This window comes from Pseudophaeobacter flagellatus (genome assembly GCF_021228235.1).
Lineage (GTDB): Bacteria > Pseudomonadota > Alphaproteobacteria > Rhodobacterales > Rhodobacteraceae > Pseudophaeobacter > Pseudophaeobacter flagellatus.
Genome location: NZ_JAJQRG010000001.1, coordinates 173,674 through 191,943 on the forward strand (window position 1 = coordinate 173,674; position 18,270 = coordinate 191,943).

Annotated in this window: 16 protein-coding genes; 15 read left to right on the top strand and 1 reads right to left on the bottom strand. The window is 61.9% G+C overall.

All coding sequences use genetic code 11. The features are described from left to right. Window position 1: 1 nt before the first annotated feature. From rsmH to murD, 7 genes are all read left to right on the top strand, one after another. Complete coding sequence (gene rsmH, locus LRK71_RS00825; protein WP_232400407.1) at window positions 2-994, top strand: 16S rRNA (cytosine(1402)-N(4))-methyltransferase RsmH; 993 nt, start codon at window positions 2-4, stop codon at window positions 992-994. Then, entirely contained in the window at window positions 991-1,353 is a 363-nt protein-coding gene (gene ftsL, locus LRK71_RS00830) for a cell division protein FtsL (protein WP_232400409.1), read from the top strand. Before rsmH ends, ftsL begins: the two co-directional genes overlap by 4 nt. Next, complete coding sequence (locus tag LRK71_RS00835) at window positions 1,350-3,134, top strand: peptidoglycan D,D-transpeptidase FtsI family protein (protein ID WP_232400410.1); 1,785 nt, start codon at window positions 1,350-1,352, stop codon at window positions 3,132-3,134. The genes ftsL and LRK71_RS00835 overlap by 4 nt, the downstream gene beginning before the upstream one ends. Window positions 3,135-3,178: 44 nt before the next feature. After that, window positions 3,179-4,678, top strand: coding sequence for a UDP-N-acetylmuramoyl-L-alanyl-D-glutamate--2,6-diaminopimelate ligase (locus tag LRK71_RS00840; RefSeq protein WP_232400411.1), 1,500 nt, complete (start codon window positions 3,179-3,181; stop codon window positions 4,676-4,678). Continuing rightward, on the top strand, window positions 4,675-6,093 hold the full coding sequence (locus LRK71_RS00845) for a UDP-N-acetylmuramoyl-tripeptide--D-alanyl-D-alanine ligase (RefSeq protein WP_232400412.1): 1,419 nt from the start codon (window positions 4,675-4,677) through the stop codon (window positions 6,091-6,093). Before LRK71_RS00840 ends, LRK71_RS00845 begins: the two co-directional genes overlap by 4 nt. Window positions 6,094-6,123: 30 nt before the next feature. Continuing rightward, window positions 6,124-7,206 (top strand): phospho-N-acetylmuramoyl-pentapeptide-transferase, encoded by a 1,083-nt coding sequence (gene mraY, locus LRK71_RS00850; RefSeq protein ID WP_232400413.1) that lies wholly within the window; start codon window positions 6,124-6,126, stop codon window positions 7,204-7,206. Window positions 7,207-7,474: 268 nt separating this feature from the next. Beyond that, complete coding sequence (gene murD, locus LRK71_RS00855) at window positions 7,475-8,872, top strand: UDP-N-acetylmuramoyl-L-alanine--D-glutamate ligase (RefSeq protein WP_232400414.1); 1,398 nt, start codon at window positions 7,475-7,477, stop codon at window positions 8,870-8,872. A gap of 284 nt (window positions 8,873-9,156) precedes the next feature. On the opposite strand, the gene LRK71_RS00860 is transcribed toward murD, so the two are convergent. After that, the gene (locus LRK71_RS00860; RefSeq protein ID WP_232400415.1) at window positions 9,157-10,338 is read right to left on the bottom strand and encodes a BaiN/RdsA family NAD(P)/FAD-dependent oxidoreductase; all 1,182 of its coding nucleotides are present in this window, start codon (window positions 10,336-10,338) and stop codon (window positions 9,157-9,159) included. A gap of 286 nt (window positions 10,339-10,624) precedes the next feature. Between LRK71_RS00860 and ftsW the strand changes: the two genes are divergently transcribed. The 8 genes from ftsW (at window position 10,625) to LRK71_RS00900 (ending at window position 18,269) form a co-directional block, all read left to right on the top strand. After that, window positions 10,625-11,794 (top strand): putative lipid II flippase FtsW, encoded by a 1,170-nt coding sequence (ftsW, locus tag LRK71_RS00865; protein ID WP_232400416.1) that lies wholly within the window; start codon window positions 10,625-10,627, stop codon window positions 11,792-11,794. A 68-nt stretch (window positions 11,795-11,862) separates the two neighbouring features. Next, window positions 11,863-12,954, top strand: coding sequence for a UDP-N-acetylglucosamine--N-acetylmuramyl-(pentapeptide) pyrophosphoryl-undecaprenol N-acetylglucosamine transferase (locus tag LRK71_RS00870; RefSeq protein ID WP_232400418.1), 1,092 nt, complete (start codon window positions 11,863-11,865; stop codon window positions 12,952-12,954). Between the two features lie 2 nt (window positions 12,955-12,956). Then, complete coding sequence (gene murC, locus LRK71_RS00875) at window positions 12,957-14,372, top strand: UDP-N-acetylmuramate--L-alanine ligase (RefSeq protein WP_232400420.1); 1,416 nt, start codon at window positions 12,957-12,959, stop codon at window positions 14,370-14,372. 106 nt (window positions 14,373-14,478) lie between these two features. After that, window positions 14,479-14,724: a DUF2484 family protein gene (locus LRK71_RS00880; protein ID WP_232400422.1), complete on the top strand. Its 246-nt coding sequence runs from the start codon at window positions 14,479-14,481 to the stop codon at window positions 14,722-14,724. Then, window positions 14,721-15,017 carry a DUF2484 family protein gene (locus LRK71_RS00885; RefSeq protein WP_232400423.1) on the top strand — a complete coding sequence of 99 codons (297 nt, stop codon included), beginning with the start codon at window positions 14,721-14,723 and terminating at the stop codon, window positions 15,015-15,017. Before LRK71_RS00880 ends, LRK71_RS00885 begins: the two co-directional genes overlap by 4 nt. Window positions 15,018-15,174: 157 nt before the next feature. Beyond that, window positions 15,175-16,104 (top strand): UDP-N-acetylmuramate dehydrogenase, encoded by a 930-nt coding sequence (gene murB / locus LRK71_RS00890; protein WP_232400424.1) that lies wholly within the window; start codon window positions 15,175-15,177, stop codon window positions 16,102-16,104. 354 nt (window positions 16,105-16,458) lie between these two features. Further along, entirely contained in the window at window positions 16,459-17,379 is a 921-nt protein-coding gene (locus tag LRK71_RS00895) for a D-alanine--D-alanine ligase (RefSeq protein WP_232400425.1), read from the top strand. After that, complete coding sequence (locus LRK71_RS00900) at window positions 17,367-18,269, top strand: cell division protein FtsQ/DivIB (RefSeq protein WP_232400426.1); 903 nt, start codon at window positions 17,367-17,369, stop codon at window positions 18,267-18,269. Before LRK71_RS00895 ends, LRK71_RS00900 begins: the two co-directional genes overlap by 13 nt. Window position 18,270: the final 1 nt, after the last annotated feature.

An 18,270-nucleotide genomic window follows, 5' to 3' on the forward strand; every position in this document is an offset into this window, starting at 1 on the left:
TATGACAACGGATCGCGACACCTCGACCGGGCCGCATGTTCCGGTGCTGTTGCGCCCGCTGTTGCAGGCGGTCGCGCCGGTTTCCGGGCGCTGGCTGGATGGCACCTTTGGTGCTGGGGGCTATACGCGTGGATTGTTGCAGGCCGGGGCCGAACAGGTGATCGGTGTCGACCGCGATCCGCTTGCCTTTGAACTGGCCCAGCCCTGGGCGGCTGACTATGGCGACCGGCTGGTACTGCAAGAGGGCGTCTTTTCGCGCATGGATGAATATGCGCAAGACCTGGACGGTGTGGTGCTGGACCTTGGGGTCTCTTCCATGCAGTTGGATCTGGCCGAACGTGGTTTTTCCTTTATGCGCGACGGGCCGCTGGATATGCGGATGTCGCAGACCGGGCCATCTGCAGCGGACCTGGTGGCCGAGCTGAGCGAAGTGCAGCTTGCCGATATCCTGTTTCATTTTGGCGAAGAACGCGCCAGCCGCCGCATCGCCAAATCCATCGTCAAGGCGCGTGCGCTGGAGCCGATCACCACCACGCTGCAACTGGCCAAGCTGATCGAGGGCTGCCTGCCCCGCGCCAAACAGGGCAAATCGCATCCCGCCACCCGCAGCTTTCAGGCGCTGCGCATCGCGGTGAATGCAGAATACGAAGAGCTGTTCAACGGGCTTTTGGCGGCTGAACGCGCCTTGAAACCGGGTGGCCTGTTGGCCGTTGTGACCTTTCATTCGGTCGAAGATCGCATGGTCAAGCGCTTCTTTCAGCATCGCGCCGGCAAGACGGGCCGCGCCAATCGCTATGCGCCGGAACAGGAAGAACTGGCAGCGCAGTTTGAACAGGTCACCCGCAAGGCGGTTGGTCCGGATGATGACGAACTGGCACAAAACCCTCGGTCGCGCTCGGCACGGCTGCGGGTGGGGCGGCGCACTGCCGCAGAGCCGGTGCCCATCAGCGCCAAGGATCTGAGCATGCCGCAGCTGAAAGAGGGGCGCAAATGAAGTCGTTGTTGTATGTGATCACCGCTCTGGCGGTCTTTGGTCTGGCTTTCTGGGCCTACCGTGAAAACTATGCAACTCAGCAGGTCCTGAAAGAAACCCGCGGGCTGCAGCGCCAGATTGGTGCGGCCCAGATCCGGCTGAACGTCCTGCGGGCCGAATGGGCCTATCTGAACCGGCCGGACCGGTTGCTGGAACTGGCCGAGCTGAACTTTGCCAGCCTTGGCCTTTTGCCGCTGCGCCCGGACCAGTTTGGTCGGGTGGATGAGGTCACATATCCGCTGCAACCCGAATTGACGATTACCGAAGGCGTCGAGGTTTCTGGCCTCAATGCGCGGTCCCAGTCGGAGCAGAGCCAATGACCCGCAGACCGCTGCGTCCGCTTGCCCGTATTCTTGATGCCCGTGCCAAGGGCGAAAACCCCGATGCGATCGAAAAAGAAAACATCCGGCAGCGCCATGACGAGATGCAGGTCAAATCGCGCCAACGCGCCGAGGGCCGCCTGCTGGTTTTGGGGGTTTTCTTCCTCTGTGCCTATGCGGCCGTGGCAGGGCGTATGGGGGTTATGGCGACCTCGGAACCGCGCGAACCAGTGGCCAGCACTGCAGGCAGCGCCATTGCCATGCAGCGTGCCGATATTGTTGATCGTCAGGGGCGCATTCTGGCCACCAATTTTGAGACCCATTCGCTCTATGCGCAGCCTCCGCAGCTGATCGACCCGGAAGCCACCGCCGCGCGGCTGGTCGAGATCTTTCCGGATCTGGACCCTGAGCGCCTGCTGGCCGATTTTACCGGCGCGCGCAAGTTCTTGTGGATCAAAAAGAAAATCAGCCCGGAACAAAAACAGGCGGTGCACGATATTGGTGATCCCGGCCTGATGTTTGGCCCGCGTGAGATGCGTCTTTATCCCAATGGCAGTGTTGCCGCCCATGTTCTGGGCGGTGCTGGCTTTGGCAAAGAGGGCGTCAGCGCCGCCGAGGTGATCGGTGTTGCCGGCGTGGAAAAGCAGTTTGACAGCTATCTGCGCGATCCCGGTAATGGCAGTAAGCCGCTGACTCTTTCGCTGGATCTGACCGTGCAGGCCGCGGCCGAGCGGGTGCTGGATGGTGGCATGAAGCTGATGAATGCCAAGGGTGCCACCTCTATCTTGATGGATGTGCACAGCGGCGAGGTGATTTCGGTGGTGTCGCTGCCGGATTTTGACCCCAATGAACGCCCGCAGCCGCCGACCTCTGGCTTTGACCCATCGGTCAGCCCGCTGTTCAACCGCGCGGTGCAGGGGGTTTACGAACTGGGCTCTACCTTCAAGATTTTTGCGGTTGCCCAGGCAATGGATCTGGGGCTGGCGACGCCGGAGACGGTGATTGATACCCGTGGCCCGCTGCGCTGGGGGAAATTTGCCATCCGGGATTTCCGCAACTATGGCAACGCCTTGTCGGTGACAAAGATCATTGTGAAATCCTCTAACATCGGGACCGCACGCCTGGCCCAGCAAATTGGGGCTGAACGCCAGCGTGATTTTCTGGATGATCTGGGGATGCTGGAGGCCACGCCATTTGAAATCGTCGAGGCGCAAGGAGGCAAGCCACTGCTGCCCAAGAACTGGTCTGAGCTTTCAGCCATGACCATCTCTTACGGTCATGGGATATCCACCACGCCAATGCATCTGGCGGCAGGTTATGCTGCCATCGCCAATGGCGGGCGCTATGTCAGCCCGACCATCCTTAAACAGGATGGCCCGCAGATGGGGCGGCGCATCATGACCGAAGAATCGGCCAAGGCGGCACGTCTTATGCTGCGCAAGGTGGTGACTGAAGGCACCGCCAGCTTTGCCCGCGTTCCCGGCTATCAGGTGGGTGGCAAGACTGGTACCGCGGATAAGCCAAGACCCCGCGGCGGGTATTATGAGGATAAGGTGATCGCCACCTTTGCCTCGATGTTTCCGGCGCATGATCCCAAATATGTGCTGGTGGTTACCCTGGATGAACCCTCTGTCTTTGCCTATGGGGAGGAACGCCGCACTGCCGGTTGGACGGCTGTGCCGGTGGCGGCAGAAATGATTGGCCGTCTGGCACCGCTCCTTGGGTTGAGACCACAAGTTGAACCCGCCGAGGTGACTGGTATAACCCTGACCTCCAACTGACCCCGGGGCCGACTCCCGGGCCTAACCCCTGGTGAGGGCCGCAGATGCGCAGCAACCCCGAAGAGACCCCCGAAACCCGCCCGCTAAGCGAGCTGGGCCTGACGGCCCGTGGCGGTGCCGATCCGCTGATTGCGGGCATCGCAGTCGACAGCCGCAAGGTGGCCGAGGGCTGCCTTTTTGCGGCGCTGCCGGGCAGCCTGGTCCATGGGGCGAAATTCATCCCAGCCGCGCTGGAGAGGGGGGCAACGGCCATCCTGACCGATGCCGCCGGGGCCAGGATCGCTGCCCAGCCGCTGGCCGACAGCCATGCGGCGCTGGTAATTGCCGAAGATCCGCGCCAGGCGCTGGCCTATGCCGCTGCCCTGTGGTTTGGCCCCCAGCCAGCCACCATGGTCGCGGTAACCGGCACCAATGGCAAAACCTCTGTTGCGACATTTGTGCGCCAGATCTGGTGCGAGTTGGGCCATGCCGCCGTCAACCTTGGCACCACCGGCATCGAAGGCGCCTGGAGCCACCCGCTGGCCCATACCACGCCTGAACCGATCACTCTGCATGCGGCCCTGGCCAAGGCGGCGGCAGCGGGGGTGACCCATGCCGCGATGGAGGCCTCTTCGCATGGGCTGGATCAATGCCGCCTTGATGGCGTGCAACTGGCGGCGGCAGGCTTTACCAATTTCACCCAGGATCATCTGGATTATCACGAAACCTTCGAGGCCTATTTTGCCGCCAAGGCCGGATTGTTCCGCCGCGTCCTGCCAGAGGATGGCGTTGCGGTGATCAATATGAATGATCCGCGGGGGTCGGAAATGCGTGCGGTGGCGGCAGCCCGTGGCCAAGAGGTGCTGAGCGTCGGGCGCGGCCTGGGCGATATCAGCCTTAGCGGGCTGCGCTATGATGATACCGGCCAGGAGATGCGTTTTAGCTGGCATGACCAGCCCTATCAGGTGCGGCTCAACCTCATCGGCGGCTTTCAGGCGGAGAATGTGCTCTTGGCCTGCGGTCTGGTGATTGCCAGTGGCGAAGACCCGGCAGCGGTCTTTGCAACCCTGCCGCATCTGACCACGGTGCGCGGCCGTATGGAACATGCCGCGACCCGTGACAATGGGGCGGCGGTCTTTGTCGATTACGCCCATACCCCCGATGCGGTGGCCACTGCGATCAAGGCCCTGCGGCCACATGTGTTGGGACGGCTGATCGCTATTGTTGGCGCCGGAGGGGATCGCGACGCAGGCAAACGCCCCTTGATGGGGCAGGCCGCACAGGACAATGCCGATCTGGTCATTGTCACGGATGACAATCCGCGCACCGAAGATCCGGGCCTGATTCGGGCGCAGGTCAAAAAGGGGGCGCCAGCGGCCCTGGAGGTCGGCGACCGCGCCGAGGCAATTCTGCGCGGGGTTGATATGCTGGGGACGGGGGATGTCTTGCTGATCTGTGGCAAGGGCCATGAAAGCGGCCAGACCATCGGCACCGATGTGTTGCCCTTTGATGATGTGGAACAGGCCAGCCTGGCCGTGGCCGTTTTGGATGGGAAAGCAGTATGACAGCGCTCTGGAGTGCGGCAGAGGCCGCGCAGGCAACAGGTGGCGAGGCCAGTGGTGACTGGCAGGCGACGGGCCTGTCGATCGACACCCGGACGCTAGCACCGGGGGATATGTTTGTGGCGCTGAAGGCCGCGCGCGACGGCCATGACTTTGTCGCGCAGGCGCTGGCACTGGGCGCAAGCGCTGCCCTGGTTACGCGTCGCCCGCAAGGCGTGGCACCCGATGCGCCGCTGCTGATTGTGGCGGATGTCCAGGCGGCGCTAGAGGCTCTGGGCCGGGCGGCGCGGGCGCGCAGCAGTGCCAAGGTGATTGCCGTCACTGGCTCTGTTGGCAAGACCTCGACCAAGGAAATGCTGGCCTGCATGTTGGCCGATCAGGGGCGCTGCCATGCGGCAGTGGCCAGCTATAACAATCACTGGGGGGTGCCGCTTACCCTGGCGCGGATGCCGCGGGATTCAGAATATGCGGTGATCGAAATTGGCATGAATCACCCCGGCGAGATCGCGCCATTGGCCCGCCAGGCCCGTCCGCATGTGGCCCTGGTGACCACAGTGGCGGCGGTGCATCTGGAGGCCTTTGATGATGTGGCGGGTATTGCCCGCGAAAAGGCGGCCATCCTGGAAGGGTTGGAGCCGGGCGGTACTGCGGTGCTGAACGCCGATATCGCCGAGGCGCAGGTCCTGGCGCAGGAGGCCCAGCGGTTGGGCGCGCGCGCTGTTTGGTTTGGTCAAACGGCTGATGCCTATCACCTGGTCTCTACCCGGATCAGTGGCGGCGAAACCTTGGCTGAGGTGCGTTGCAACGCGACCAAGCTGCAGCTGCATATCCAGTCGCTGGGGGCCCATTTTGCCATGAACGCGCTGGGGGCATTGGCCGCGGTAGAGGTCGCTGGCGCCGATCTGGCGCGGGCGGCGCGGGTTCTGGCGCTCTGGTCGCCGGTCAAGGGGCGCGGTGCGCGGGTTGACGTGCCGCTGCAGGGTGGAAAATTGCTGCTGCTGGACGACAGCTATAATGCCAACCCGACATCAATGGCGGCGGCACTGGATGTGCTTGCGGCTACGCCGCTGCCAGCAGGTGCCCAGGCCCAGAACCCGGGGCGCAGGATCGCCTATCTGGGCGATATGGGCGAGCTTGGCCCACAGGAGGCGGCGCTACACGCAGGTCTTGCTGATCTGGCGGCGCTGCAGGCAATTGATGAGATCCACTGCATCGGCCCATTGATGGCGCATCTGCATGCGGCCCTGCCCGAGGCCAAACGGGGCAAACACTATGCCAGTGCAAGCGATGCGCGCCCCGATCTGGCGGCGCAGTTGGGCTGTGGCGATATTGTGCTGGCCAAGGGATCTTTGAGCGCTGGACTGGCCAAGATCGTTGACGGCATCCGGGAATTGGGTCATGGCAAGCGCACTTCTTAAACCACAACTAAAGGCGAGGATCGCTTCAAGATGCTCTATTGGCTGACGGCCCTGTCGGATGGCGGTGACTTTTTCAACCTCTTCCGCTATATCACCTTCCGGGCAGGCGGCGCCTTCATGACCGCGCTTGTGTTTGGCTTCTTGTTCGGCAATCCGCTGATCAATGTGCTTCGCCGCCGTCAGGGCAAGGGGCAGCCGATCCGCGATGACGGCCCAGAGGCGCATATGGCCAAGGCCGGTACCCCGACCATGGGCGGGCTGCTGATTGTTGGCGCGGTTCTCAGTGCCACGCTGATCTGGGCGCGTCTGGATAATCCCTTTGTCTGGCTGGTGCTTTTTGTCACCATGTCCTTTGCCCTGATCGGCTTTGCCGATGACTATGCCAAGGTGTCAAAGCAGAATACGGCCGGGGTGTCCGGCAAGGTGCGGCTGCTGTTGGGGATCTTGATTGCGGTGATCGCGGCGGTCTGGGCCAGGGCCTATCACCCAGAGGCGCTGCAGAGCGAGCTGGCGCTGCCGGTGTTCAAGGATACCCTGCTGAACCTGGGGTATTTCTATGTGCCCTTTGTGATCTGCGTTATCGTGGGATCGGCCAATGCGGTGAACCTGACGGATGGTCTGGATGGGCTGGCCATCATGCCGGTAATGATTGCGGCGGGCACCCTGGGGGTGATCGCCTATGCGGTGGGCCGGGTCGATTTCACTGACTATCTGGATGTGCACTATGTGCCCGGCACCGGCGAGATCCTGATCTTTACCGCAGCGCTGTTTGGCGGCGGCCTCGGCTTCTTGTGGTATAATGCGCCGCCTGCTGCCGTCTTTATGGGCGATACCGGATCGCTGGCCCTGGGGGGCGCGCTGGGGGCGATTGCGGTTGTCACCAAACATGAGCTGGTCTGGGCCATCGTTGGTGGGCTGTTTGTGCTGGAGGCGCTTTCTGTGATCCTGCAGGTGTTGTATTTCAAACGTACCGGTAAGCGGATTTTCCTGATGGCGCCAATCCACCACCACTATGAGAAAAAGGGCTGGGCAGAGCCGACAATTGTGATCCGGTTCTGGATCATTGCACTGATCCTGGCGATGGTCGGCCTGGCTACGCTCAAGGTGCGATAGGCCTTTGCAGGGTTTCCTGCTGCGTGATGGGACGTAAAAGGGGGCTGTGGCCTCCTTTTTCATGCGTGGCACCTAGCAACAAGGGCGGCGCTCCCGCCAATTTCGAGCGGCGCTGCCGCTCTGGCAATTGTTGGGGATGGCAGAGGCCCCTTGGGCCTCTGCAGGGGGCGCATGGATGGAGGTTCTCGCCGAGCCTCTGACCTCTTGCAAGTGGGGGGGGGGCGGTGCACTGTGCGGCGCAAATTTGATCAATTAGGTGAGGTGGGCGATGATCCCGGTTCAAGGGTTTGAAGGCGCAACTGTCGCCGTTTTGGGGTTGGGGCGGTCTGGTCTTGCCACGGCGCGGGCGCTGCTGGCGGGGGGCGCTACAGCGGTGTGCTGGGATGACCAGCCGCAGGCGCGCGCTGCCGCCGAGGCAGAGGGCTTTGAGCTGAGGGATCTGCATAGGAGCGGGGCCTTTGATGATGTCGCAGTGTTGATCACCTCGCCGGGCATCCCGCATCTTTACCCGCAGCCCAACCCGGTGATCCGTGCCGCTCTGGAGGCGGGGGTGCCGGTGGACAATGACATCGGACTTTTCTTTGCATCGTTGCCGGCCCAGGGATGGGATATGCTGGATCAGCCGCCCAAAGTGGTGGCGGTCACCGGATCCAACGGCAAATCAACCACGGTGGCGCTGTTGCATCACATTCTGGAGTCTGTCGGGCGTGACAGCCAGATGGCAGGCAATATTGGCCGCGGTGTGCTGGATATTGATCCACCGGGAAACGCCGGCATAGTGGTGCTGGAGCTATCCAGCTATCAGACAGAGCTGGCCCGGGCGCTGACCCCGGATGTGGCAATTTTGACCAATCTATCGCCCGATCACTTAGATCGCCATGCCGGGCTTGGGGGATATTTTGCCGCCAAACGTCGCCTGTTTGCCGAGGGCGGCCCGGATCGGGCCATTATCGGTGTTGATGAGGATGAGGGGCTGTTTCTGGCCGGGCAGATGGCGCAGGCGGCCAGCGATGACCGGGTAATCCGGGTGGCCTCTGGGCGTAAGCTGACTGGGCCGGGCTGGCAGGTCTTTGCCCGCAAAGGTTTTCTCAGCGAGATGCGCAAGGGGCGTCAGGTGGCCTCGGTAGATTTGCGGCAGATCACCGGGCTGCCGGGTCAGCACAATCATCAGAATGCCTGTGCTGCCTATGCTGCGGCGCGGGTACTGGGGCTGGCGCCACGGGTGATTGAGGCGGCACTGGCCGATTATCCGGGCCTGCCGCATCGCAGCCAGACCATCGCCGAGGTGGCAGGCGTGCGTTATGTCAATGACAGCAAGGCCACCAATCTGGACAGCGCTGCAAAAGCGCTGAGCGCTTTTAAGAACATTCGCTGGATCTGCGGCGGGTTGGAAAAAGAGGGTGGGCTGGCGGCGCTGGCTGGTCAAACTGGCGCGGTGCGCAAGGCCTATGTGATCGGCCGAGAGGCGGCGGGCTTTGCCCTGCAGCTGGCTGTCGAGGCCGAGGTTTGCACCACGATGGCCAGGGCGGTAGAGCGCGCCATGGCAGAGGCCGAGCCGGGGGACGTGGTTCTGTTGGCACCAGCGGCCGCCAGTTTTGATCAATATGACAATTTCGAGCAACGTGGCGATGATTTCATTGCGCAGGTTACGGCGGGTCTGGGTTGATCGCGGCGTGGTCGCGGTTTCGATTTGATCTGATCGCGGTGTGTGACAGCAAGAGTGTCAGGCTGCAGGTTCACCAAAACGGAAAACCGTTTCAGAGGCCTCCCCTGCCTTTTTCCCTGTGATCACAGACCGCGCCACAGGGTCAAGACAAATAGCCGTCTCCCCTCAGGGCGGAGCCCCTCGGCGATTTGTCTTGACCCTGCAGCTTGCGGTCTGTCCTGATCCGGGCACGGCAAGGGTGGCTCCGAAACGGAGGTTCAGATGTCGGATCCGCAGCGGCGGTGCTAGCGCCGGGCGGCGATGGCGCAGCCTGCGGCATGGCCCGAGGCCCAGGCCCACTGAAAGTTGTAGCCACCCAGCCAGCCCGTGACATCCACGGCTTCGCCAATGGCATAGAGGCCCGGGCGGGATTTTGCCTGTAGGGTTTTGGAGGAGAGCGCATCGGTGTCGATACCGCCAAGCGTGACCTCGGCGGTGCGGTAGCCTTCGCTGCCGCCCGGGGTGAGCGCCCAGTGGGACAGCGCGGTGGTGAGGCTTTGTAAGGCGCTGTCGGATTGGTCGGCCAGGCGACCTGAGATGTTGAATTCGGTGGCAAGGAAATCCACCAGGCGGCCCGGTAGGTGGCGGGCGAGTTCAGTGGTGAGGGCGCGGCGGCCCTGGGTCTGGCGCTGCTCGCGCAGCAGGGTAAAGAGGTCGATCTCGGGGATCAGGTCGAGGCTGATTGCTTCGCCTTCGTGCCAATAGGACGACAGTTGCAGCACCGATGGGCCGGAGAGGCCGCGATGGGTGAACAGCAGCGCTTCGTCAAAGCTGGCGCGGGGATTGGACAGGCGCGCGGGCAGGGCGGTGCCGGCCAGGGCGGTAAAGCGCCCCTCGGGAAAGGTGAAGGGCACCAGCCCGGGGCGCGTGTCGAGCACTGGTAGGTCAAACTGGCGGGCAATGTCATAGGCGAGGCCTGTGGCACCCATCTTGGGGATGCTTTTGCCGCCAGTGGCCAGCACCAGGTTTTTGCAGTCAATGCACTGCTGCGCCCCGTCACGCAGCAGCGTCAGCTGATAGCCGTCGCCGCGCGCCTGCACCTGTTGCACTGTGGTCTGCAGCCAGAGCTCGGCGCCGACCTGGGCCATCTCGGCCACCAGCATGGCGACGATCTGCTTGGCGGACCCGTCGCAGAACAGCTGGCCCAGGGTTTTTTCATGCCAGGCGATGCCGTGGCGATCCACCAGCGAGATAAAATCCCATTGGGTATAGCGCGCCAAGGCGGATTTGCAGAAATGCGGGTTCTGCGACAGGTAGTTTTCCGGTGTGGTGTCCAGATTGGTGAAATTGCACCGGCCGCCGCCGGAGATGCGGATTTTTTCGCCTGGCGCCTTGGCGTGATCTACCACCAGGCAATCGCCGCCCGCCTGGATGGCGCACATCATGCCGGCAGCGCCAGCCCCAAGAATCACGGTGTTTACATACATGGACCGCATCCACCATGGATGCCCGAGCGGTGCAAGGGGCGCGGCGCGTCTGTTGACCTGCCTGTTGGTCCCTCCGTCGGCCCGTCGCTGGCCCGTCGGTTTACCTGTCTGGGTGCCTGGCTAGTGGCGGTCTGCTCTATGGGCGCTCGGTCTGCGGGTTGACTGGCGGCGATTTTGCCGCGCCGCGGGCATCAAGGGACTGGCCTGAACAGCGTTTTTCGGCTAGTCTGGCATCAATGACCCCAAAATGGGGCTTTCTCGAGGCAAAATTTCTGGCGGTGTTCCCATGACTGAGATGGTCTATGGCGCGGTTCCTGTATCCACAGGTGAACCGATCCTTCCCAAATGGTGGCGGACTCTGGACAAGTGGTCCATGTCCTGCATTCTGGCGCTCTTTGTCTTGGGGCTTTTACTGGGGCTTGCGGCCTCGGTGCCGCTGGCAGAGCGCAACGGATTTGACAATTTCCATTATGTGCAGCGCCAGGCCATTTTTGGCACCACGGCGCTGACCGCGATGATCCTCACCTCGATGATGTCGCCGCAGCTGGTGCGACGGCTGGCGGTCATCGGCTTTATCTGTGCCTTTGTGGCCCTGGCCTTTCTGCCGGTTCTGGGCACCGATTTCGGCAAGGGGGCTGTGCGCTGGTATTCACTCGGCTTTGCATCCTTGCAGCCTTCGGAGTTTCTGAAGCCGGGATTTGTGGTGGTGGCGGCCTGGATGATTGCCTCGAGCCAGCAGATCAACGGACCGCCTGGTACCCTGATTTCCTTTGGGATCTGCATGGCAGTGGTGATGATGCTGGTGCTGCAGCCCGATTTTGGTCAGGCCTGTCTGATCCTGTTTGGCTGGGGCGTGATGTATTTTGTCGCTGGTGCGCCCATGCTGCTGCTGGTCGGCATGGCGGCGGTTGTGGTCATGGGGGGGGTCTTTGCCTATTCCAGTTCCGAACATTTCGCCCGCCGTATTGATGGGTTCTTGAACCCGGAAATCGACCCGACCACCCAGATGGGCTATGCCACCAATGCGATCCGCGAAGGCGGGCTGTTTGGCGTCGGCGTCGGCGAAGGCCAGGTGAAGTGGTCGCTGCCGGATGCCCATACCGATTTCATCGTTGCGGTCGCAGCCGAAGAATACGGGCTTATCCTGGTGCTGGTGCTGATCGGGCTTTACGCCTTGGTGGTGGTGCGGTCGCTGTTTCGGCTGATGCGTGAGCGCGATATCTTTATCCGCCTTGCGGGCACTGGGCTTGTCTGCATGTTTGGCGTGCAGGCGATGATCAACATGGGGGTTGCGGTGCGGCTCTTGCCGGCCAAGGGTATGACGCTGCCCTTTGTCAGTTACGGCGGGTCTTCGCTGATCGCCGGCGGGATCGCGCTGGGGATGCTCTTGTCTTTTACCCGTGCAAGACCGCAGGGTGAGATCGCCGATTTCCTGCGCGGACGCGGGCGCGGCTGAGCAAAGACCCAAGAGCTGGCCGCTGCCCGAGGTGGCGGACCAGCCGCAGATATAGAAGCGCGATTGATATGACACAGAAACTGCTGTTGATGGCCGCCGGTGGCACCGGTGGCCATATGTTTCCGGCCCAGGCCCTGGCCGAGGCCATGCTCCGCAAAGGCTGGCGGGTGAAACTGTCGACCGATGCACGTGGGGCGCGCTACACAGGCGGCTTTCCCCATAGTACTGAAATTTCCCAGGTGTCTTCGGCGACCTTTGCCCGGGGCGGGATCCTGGCCAAGGCACTGGTGGGGCCAAAGATTGCCGCTGGTGTTGTGTCGATGGCACTGCAGATGCGCGGTGATCGCCCCGATGTGGTGATCGGCTTTGGTGGCTATCCGTCAATTCCAGCGCTGGGGGCGGCGACCCTGTTGAAACGCCCGCGGATGATCCACGAACAAAACGGTGTGCTGGGCCGGGTGAACCAGCTGTTTGCCAGCCGCGTTGCCGGGGTTGCCTGCGGCACCTGGCCGACCAATCTGCCTGATACGGTACCGCACGAACATGTGGGCAATCCGGTGCGCGCTGCAGTGATGGAACGCGCCGGTGCGGGCTATATCGCGCCGGGGGATTACCCGATGTCGATTCTGGTGATGGGCGGCAGCCAGGGCGCGCGCATCCTGTCTGATGTGGTCCCGGCCGCCATTGCTGCCCTGCCAGAGGCCATGCGCAGGTTTCTGCGCATTTCGCATCAAGCCCGATCCGAAGACATGGAGCGGGTGCGCGCCTTTTATGACAGCCATGGCATCAGCGCCGATGTGCAGAGCTTCTTCAAGGATGTGCCCGCGCGTATGTCCGAAGCGCAGTTGGTGATCTCGCGCGCTGGGGCGTCTTCGGTGGCGGATATATCTGTCATTGGCCGCCCATCGATCCTGGTGCCCTATGCTGCGGCCACTGGCGATCACCAAACCGCCAATGCCCGTGGGCTGGTTGATGCGGGTGGCGCCATTCTGATTCCGGAAAGCGCCCTTGACGTCGCATCGCTAACCGCGCAAATCAGCGCTGTTTTGAGCAACCCAGAAGCGGCACAGCAAATGTCGCTTGCCGCATTGAGCGCCGGTGTTCCCGATGCCACCCAAAGATTGGTGGCCCTGGTCGAGCAGCTGGCAGAGGAAGGATAAGCATGAACCCTGCAACCAAACTGCCCGGCGACGTTGGCCCCATTCATTTTGTCGGCATCGGCGGTATTGGCATGTCCGGCATTGCCGAAGTGCTGCTGAACCTTGGCTATGTGGTGCAGGGCTCTGATCTGAAAAGCTCCAAGATCACCCAGCGGCTGGAAAAGCTGGGGGCTCTGGTCTTTGTCGGCCAAGAGACAAAAAACCTGGAAGGCGCTGCAGTGGTTGTGATCTCTTCTGCGATCAAGCCCGGCAACCCGGAACTGGACGAAGCGCGCCGTCGCGGGCTGCCGGTGGTGCGCCGTGCAGAAATGCTGGCGGAATTGATGCGGCTGAAATCCAATATTGCCATTGGTGGTACCCATGGCAAAACCACCACCACCACCATGATGGCAGAGCTGATGGTCGCGGGAAAATTCGATCCCACCGTGGTCAATGGCGGTATCATTCATGCCTATGGGTCCAATGCCCGCATGGGGCAGGGCGAATGGATGGTGGTCGAGGCGGATGAAAGCGACGGCACCTTCAACCGTCTGCCGGCCACTATCGCCGTGGTCACCAATATCGACCCCGAGCACATGGAGCACTGGGGTGATTTTGATACCCTGCGCGATGGCTTTTACGAATTTGTCTCTAACATTCCCTTTTACGGCGTTGCGGTCTGCTGCACCGATCACGCCGAGGTGCAGGCGCTGGTTGGGCGCATTACCGACCGCCGGGTGGTGACCTATGGGTTCAACGCCCAGGCCGATGTGCGCGCCATCAATCTGACCTATAAGGCAGGGATTGCGCATTTTGACATTCACCTGCAGGCCGAAGACCGGATGATCGAGGGCTGCAGCCTGCCGATGCCGGGGGATCACAATGTTTCCAACGCGCTCTCTGCTGTGGCGGTGGCGCGGCATCTGGGCATGAACAGCAGCGAAATCCGCGAAGCGCTGGCCAATTTTGGCGGCGTCAATCGCCGCTTTACCAAGGTCGGAGAGGTAGACGGCGTCACCATCATTGATGACTATGGCCACCACCCGGTAGAGATTGCGGCGGTGCTGAAGGCGGCACGTCAGGCCATCGCCGATACCCCAGGCGCGCAGGTGATAGCGGTGCATCAGCCGCACCGCTATTCGCGCCTGGCTGATCTTTTCGAAGATTTCTGCCTTTGCTTCAACGAGGCCGATGTGGTTGCCATCGCCGAGGTTTTTGCCGCCGGCGAAGACCCGATCCCCGGTGCCAGCCGCGACGATCTGGTGGCGGGGATGATCCGCCATGGGCACCGTCACGCCCAGGCACTGCTGAGCGAGGACGACCTGGAAAGCCTGGTGCGCGAGAAGGCCCGTCCAGGGGATATGGTGGTCTGTCTGGGGGCGGGCACCATCAGCACCTGGGCAATTGGCTTGCCGGACCGGCTGCGCCGCGCCTGTTGATGTTGTGGCCTGCGGATAGGTCGGCGCGCAGACAGCAGGGCCGGTTGGCACGGCCAAGGCGGCAGATCGGGTGGCAAATTGGGTGGCCCTGGCAAAGCCCTGCGCGATGAGCATTCTTGCCGCCATCCTCTGGGTTTTTGCCAGCACGGCAGTTGCCATGCTGCCGGTCGAGCGGCATTTTGTACCGGGGCGCATCCTGTTGGCGCTGGCGCCGGTGCTGCTGATCTGGCTGGGGATCACTCAGGGCTGGGGTCTGGTGGTCTTTGGGCTGTTTGCGGTGGTATCAATCTATCGGCGTCCGATCCGCTATTATTGGACTAAATGGCGCCAGCCGAAGGGAGCAAAGGAATGACCGTTTCATTGACACTTGCGGCCCTGTGGGCCTTGCTGGCCAATCTGCTTGCAATGCTGCCCAGCCGTGACAATCACTGGCGGCGCGCCTATTTCCTGCTGGCCACTGGCATTCCGCTGCTTGGCTATGTGACGTATGAAAACGGCCCATGGTGGGGGCTGGCTGTGTTTTTTGCTGGCATGAGCCTGCTGCGCTGGCCGGTCATCTATCTGCTGCGGTGGCTGGGAATTGCCCCGTCCCGCGATGTCCCGTCCCGCGATGCTGCGGCGGCAGAGGACGTGGATGCCGACTAGGCTGATGCAGGGTCATTTCGGCTAAAAGCCGCCTTTGATCGATCCGGCGCGCGGTTTGGCACCACAGAACCGTTGTCTTCCTCCCCGCTGACGGGATACAGGCGACTGAAAGTGAAGAAGATGGTCCCACAGGGTCGGACAGAGGAAAGAGCGTTTGATGATTATCGAAGGGATCCGTGGCAGGCTGACGCAAAACCGTGATCTGTCCGAGCTGACATGGCTGCGGGTGGGCGGTGCTGCCGACTATCTTTTCCAGCCTGCTGATGTCCAAGACCTGCAGCATTTCTTGTCGCATCTACCAAGGGATGTAGCGATCTTCCCAATGGGGGTTGGCTCGAACCTGATCGTCCGCGACGGGGGGCTGCGGGCGGTGGTGATCCGTCTGGGGCGCGGCTTCAATGGGATTGAAATCGACGGTGATCGGGTGACCGCTGGCGCAGCGGCGCTGGATGCGCATGTGGCCAAGCGCGCGGCAGATGCGGGGCGTGACCTGACATTTCTGCGTACCATTCCTGGCTCCATTGGTGGCGCGGTTCGAATGAACGCGGGCTGCTATGGCTCTTATGTGGCGGATCACTTTGTCTCGGCCCAGATGGTCACCCGCGATGGTGTGCTGCGGGACATCACCGCCGAGGATTTGCAGTTCCAGTACCGCCAGACGACCCTGCCGGAGGGCGCTGTTCTGGTCTCGGCTACCCTGCGCGCGGCTGCGGCAGAGCCCGAGGCGCTGCAGGCCCGCATGGCTGAGCAGTTGAAAAAACGCGATGAAACCCAGCCGACCAAGGAACGTTCGGCCGGGTCGACCTTTCGCAATCCGGCTGGGTTTTCATCGACAGGGCAGGCTGACGATGTGCAGGATTTGAAGGCCTGGAAGGTGATTGACGATGCCGGGCTGCGCGGGGCATGCATCGGTGGTGCCCAGATGAGTGAGAAGCATTCGAATTTTATGATTAACATGGGTGGCGCATCTGCCGCAGATTTGGAAACTTTGGGCGAAAATGTCAGAAAAAAGGTTTACGCCAATTCCGGGCTGACGCTAGAGTGGGAAATCATGAGGGTCGGAGACCCCCTGTTCGAGCAAAAGTAACAACGTCGAGACATTTTGGTAATCCTGTCTTTTCAAACAATTATAGTTTGATAGAAGGTCTGGACCGTTGCAGGCCCTAACAGGCGGGTCCGGATCTGAACATGGTAAAGCGGCCGTTAATGCCCCGGTAATATTTGCGGCGTTATGATGGCGAAAACAGCCCCACAGATGGGCGCGAAAATATAGCGGCAGGCAGCCTAGGCAGTTGTTTGCGGCGGTGGCGGATTAAAGATCTGACACCAAGAACAGGGGCGATCAGCCCTGGTACAGACGGGCAATGACCCAAAGACTATGCGGGCCGGTTTCAGGCTCCAATAACCAAGGGCAAAAGCCCGATAATTTTGAGGCGCTATCGTGGGTGAGTCGAGCAGAACACTCCCGAAAGTGGCGGTACTACTGGGCGGACCCTCTGCAGAACGTGAGGTCTCTCTGTCGAGTGGGCGCGAATGCGCAGCCGCGCTACGGGGCGAAGGATTTAAAGTCACAGAGCTTGACGCGGGGCCAGACCTGGCCGCACAGCTGAATGTGATCAAGCCGGATGTGGTCTTTAATGCCCTACATGGACGCTGGGGCGAAGACGGCTGTGTTCAGGGCCTGCTGGAATGGATGGGTTTGCCTTATACCCATTCTGGTGTGCTGGCCTCGGCCCTGGCGATGGACAAGCAGCGCAGCAAGATGGTGTTTCAAGAGGCAGGCCTGCCGGTGATGGCAAGCGGCCTTTTTCCCAAGCAAGCGGTGATGGCGGATCATGTGATGGTGCCGCCCTATGTGGTCAAACCCAATAACGAAGGCTCCAGCGTCGGCATCTATCTGGTGCATGAGGCGGCCAACGGCCCGCCGAGCCTCTCGGCGGATATGCCCGAAGAGGTCTTGGTCGAAGCCTTTGCGCCGGGCCGCGAGCTGAGCGTTTCGGTGCTGGGGGATCGCGCGCTGGAGGTGACCGATATCCTGACCGATGGCTGGTACGACTATGATGCGAAGTACAAGCCCGGTGGCTCGCGCCATGTGGTGCCAGCTGAGATCCCAACCGAGATCCGCGACCTATGCCTGGACTATGCGCTGCGGGCGCATCAGGCCCTGGGCTGTCGAGGACTGAGCCGGACTGATATCCGCTGGGACGAGACAAAAGGCACCGATGGGCTGATCCTGTTGGAAACCAATAATCAGCCCGGCATGACGCCAACCTCGCTGGCGCCGGAACAGGCCGCCCAGTGCGGCATCTCTTTTGGTGCGCTCTGTACCTGGTTGGTCGAGGATGCATCATGCGGACGCTGAAGGATCGGATCACCGGCTCGGCCCGCAACACGCACAGCCATGCTGACCCAGCGCCATCTCGGCTGAAGTATCGGCTGCAGCGCTGGATGTTGACGCCCGGCATTCGCTTTGGCCTGAAATTTGGCGTGCCCCTCTGTCTTACCCTGGCGGCGGGCGGTGCCTTTTTGGCGGATGCGGCGCGGCGCGAGATGGTATCTGACACTCTGGCGTCTTTTCGGGCCGCGATCGAAGAGCGCCCTGAATTCATGGTCAATGTCATGGCGGTGGACGGGGCAGGGCCTTCGGTGGCGCAGGATGTGCGCGAAGTAATGCCAATTGATTTCCCGATCAGTTCTTTTGATCTGGATTTGGCGCAGATCCGCGCTGAGATCGAATCCCTGGCACCCATCAAGTCTGCGAATGTGCGTATTCGCCCGGGCGGCGTTCTGCAGATCGACGTGGAAGAGCGCACACCCGCCCTGATTTGGCGCAGCCATGAGGGGCTGGCGTTATTGGATGAGAGCGGCGCCCATGTGGCTGAACTGGGCCGCCGCGCCATGCACCCGGATCTGCCGCTGATTGCGGGGCGTTCTGCCGATGTCGTGGCGGTCGAAGCGCTGGAGTTGATAGAAACGGCGCGCCCGCTTGGTGGGCGGTTGCGCGGGTTGGTGCGCATTGGCGAACGTCGCTGGGACCTGGTTCTTGACCGGGGGCAGCGCATCTTGTTGCCACAGGAACAGCCGGTTCAGGCGCTGGAGCGGGTGATTGTGGTGAGCGAAGTACAGGATCTGCTGGAGCGCGATGTCGCGGTGGTGGATATGCGGATTGCAGCACGGCCAACCGTGCGCATGACAGACCATGCAGTGGAAAACTGGTGGCGCATCAGAGAGTTGAACGAGGGTGGGTTCTAGG